Source organism: Chitinimonas sp., assembly GCF_041904975.1.
Taxonomy (GTDB): Bacteria; Pseudomonadota; Gammaproteobacteria; order Burkholderiales; family Chitinimonadaceae; genus Chitinimonas.
In genome coordinates this window covers 1-2,952 of sequence record NZ_JAYRLZ010000392.1, presented here as the reverse complement: position 1 = coordinate 2,952, position 2,952 = coordinate 1, and the positions used below count along the sequence as shown (strand labels likewise).

Below are 2,952 nucleotides of genomic sequence, written 5' to 3'. Positions count from 1 at the left end.
CTGCCCTGTTTTAGTCTTGCAGCATCGATCGCCAAGCATTGGCGATCCGCAACAGCAAGCGGAGTCGCATCATGAATCAAGACCATCTCAACAAATCCACCGACAAACCCGACGCAGCACCGCCAGCCAGCGCAGGAGCCGAATCATTGCAACAGCTGCGCAGCGCCCTGATCAGCCTGTGGTGGCAGTTTTTCGACTGGCTGGCGGTAGTGCCGTGGAAGACCTTGTTCCTGGTGTCGATTCTGGTGATGACCATCGGTGGCGTAGCCTTTCATGACCCCGGCCCCTTGCTGCCTTTGATCCTCACCTCCTTCATCATCAAGATCGTCGCCGGCGGCAAGCACCGGGCAGAAGTGCAGGCGGTAAAGGCCATCGAGCGCGCCGACTCCGAGCAGCTGGAGCGCACCGTGCTGGAAGCGCGCATGGAAGCCTTGCAGGCGCAGATCGAGCCGCATTTCCTGTTCAACACCCTGGCCAGCATCGATCAGCTGATCCAGACCGACTCGCCGCGCGCCTCGAAAATGCAGCAAAGCCTGATCCGCTACCTGCGCTCGGCCATGCCGCAGATGCGCGAAGGCGGACGGCCGACGCTGGGCCAGCAGGTGGCGCTGTCCAGCGCCTTTCTGGAGATCATGGAAATCCGCATGGAAGAGCGGCTGAGCAGCGCGGTGCTGATGCCGGAAGGCCTCAAATCAGCGGTCTTTCCGTCGATGATGCTGCAGACCCTGGTGGAAAACGCCATCAAGCATGGCCTGGAACCCAAGGCCAGCGGCGGCCAGCTCACCATTGCCGCTGAAATCAATGATGGCATGCTGGAGGTCAGCGTCACCGATACCGGCATGGGATTCATGCCCAAATCCAGCAGCGGCGTCGGCCTCGCCAATATCCGCGAGCGGCTCAAGGTGCTGTACAACGGCCGCGCCGAGCTGGTAATCATGGTGCCACGCGACGGCGGCACCCGCGCCACCATCCGCGTACCTTACGAGGTGGCGCCGCGCAATAGCTAAGTAATGTGGGCATGGGTGGCCAATTGCCAAGATGCCTAGGGCTAGGACGCGAACAAAAACCCAAACACCTGTAGACACTGAGTACACCGAGATCACAGAGCACACAGAGAAAACCGCTTTGGATTTTGCCGTTCTCCGTGTGCTCTGTGTCTACAGGTTTTGCATTCTGGCTCCGACTTCATCGCCGCGCATGAACTGTGCCTAAGCCTGCCGATCAATAGAATACTTCTCCATGCTCAAACTCACCTTTCTCGGCACCTCGTCCGGGGTGCCTACCAAGCGCCGCAATGTCACCAGCCTTGCCATCGAGACCCGCCTCGGTCGCGACTGGTGGATGGTGGACTGCGGCGAGGCCACCCAGCACCGGCTGCAGCACACGCCGCTATCGGTGCACGATCTCGCTGGCATCTGCATCACCCATGTGCATGGCGACCATAGCTATGGTTTGCCCGGCCTGTTGGCCAGTGCCTCGATGACCGGCCGCAAGCGTCCGCTGATCCTTGCCGCACCGCGACCGGTGCGAGACTGGATTGCCGCCACCCTCAAGCACACCGAGCTGTTTCTCACCTTCGAGCTGATCCATATCGATGTGGCGCCCGAGCAGCGGTTACACCGGGAAGGCGGCCTGTGCATCGAGCGCTTTGCGCTGTCGCACCGTGCCCCCAGCGTCGGTTTCCGCTTCAGCCTCGAACAGCACGGTTTCAAACTCGACACGGCCGCGCTCAAGGCACGCGGCGTGCCGCCCGGCCCGGACTGGGGTCGCGTGCAGGCCGGCGAAGATATCGTTCTGGCTGATGGCAGCACGCTGGCCGCCAAGGACTTCCGGACAGCGACGCTCAGCAAGGCGTCGGTCGTGGTAGGCGGTGATAACGACACGCCCGCCCTGCTTGGCGAGGCCTGCCGCGGCGCCGATATCCTGGTGCACGAGTCCACCTATAGCGAGGCGATGCTGCAAAAGGTCGGCCCCGGCCCCACCCATAGCTCGGTGCAGCGCGTGGCGCAGTTTGCCAGCGCTGCCGGCTTGCCCAATCTGGTGCTGACCCACTTCAGCGCTCGCTACGACAACCCGGCCGGCATGGCCGAGCTGGAAGCCGAGGCGCGCCAGCACTATGCCGGCCAGCTATTCATGGCCGAAGACCTGGCCAGCTATGAGCTGGCCGGCGACGGCCTGCTGCGCCGCCTGCTTCCAAACTCGCCGCCAGCCTGCTAAAAACCGGCATTCGCCGGCGCTGGCCGGCATCACTCGCAAAGGACACGCATGAGTCGCGCCGCCGCCCCTACCGCCCTGATTGCCGATGACGAACGCCTGATGCGCGAGCAGATCATCTTCCGCCTCAAGGAAGCGTGGCCGGAACTGGTGATTATCGGCGAAGCCACCAATGGCCGCGATGCGGTGGCCATGGCGCGCAGCCAGCAGCCTGATATCGCCTTTCTCGATATCCGCATGCCGGAAATGGATGGCATCGAGGCCGGGCGGGCACTGGCCGGCCAGTGCCATCTGGTATTCGTCACCGCCTATGATCAGTACGCCGTGACCGCATTCGAGCAAGGCGCGGTCGATTACCTGCTCAAGCCGGCCGACCCGGAGCGGCTCAAGCTGACCTGCGATAGGCTGAAGGAAAAGCTGGCCAAGCCGCAAACGCAGGCGCCAGAGGGCATGGATGCCCTGCTGGCCCAGCTGGCGCAACGCATGGGCGCCCCGGCCGCCCCGCGCGAATACCTGCGCTGGGTACAGGCCAGCGTCGGCGCCAATCTGCGCATGATCGCCACCCGCGAGATCCTGTTCTTCCGCGCCGAAGACAAATACACCCGGGTGCAGACCGAATCGTTCGAGGCGCTGATCCGCAAGCCGATCAAGGAATTGGTGGACGAGCTGGACCCCGACGAATTCTGGCAGATCCACCGCGCCACCCTGGTGCGGGTGGATGCCATCGACCAGGTATCA

General features: G+C 63.2%; 3 protein-coding genes. All 3 read left to right on the top strand.

Translation table 11 applies throughout. The annotated features are described in order from the left end of the window. Positions 1–71 precede the first annotated feature (71 nt). Positions 72–1,007, top strand: a complete 936-nt coding sequence (locus ACE3OH_RS21290; RefSeq protein ID WP_374357970.1) for a sensor histidine kinase — start codon at positions 72–74, stop codon at positions 1,005–1,007. 232 nt (positions 1,008–1,239) lie between these two features. Next, positions 1,240–2,217 (top strand): ribonuclease Z, encoded by a 978-nt coding sequence (locus ACE3OH_RS21285; protein WP_374357967.1) that lies wholly within the window; start codon positions 1,240–1,242, stop codon positions 2,215–2,217. A 48-nt stretch (positions 2,218–2,265) separates the two neighbouring features. Next, positions 2,266–2,952, top strand: a 687-nt coding sequence (locus tag ACE3OH_RS21280) for a LytR/AlgR family response regulator transcription factor (RefSeq protein ID WP_374357964.1), incomplete at its 3' end; no start/stop codon positions are given.

Bases quoted from the DNA above. Each gene is read 5' to 3' on its own strand.
- ACE3OH_RS21285 (WP_374357967.1), top strand. From the start codon at position 1,240: ATGCTCAAACTCACCTTTCTCGGCACCTCGTCCGGGGTGCCTACCAAG.
- ACE3OH_RS21290 (WP_374357970.1), top strand. From the start codon at position 72: ATGAATCAAGACCATCTCAACAAATCCACCGACAAACCCGACGCAGCA.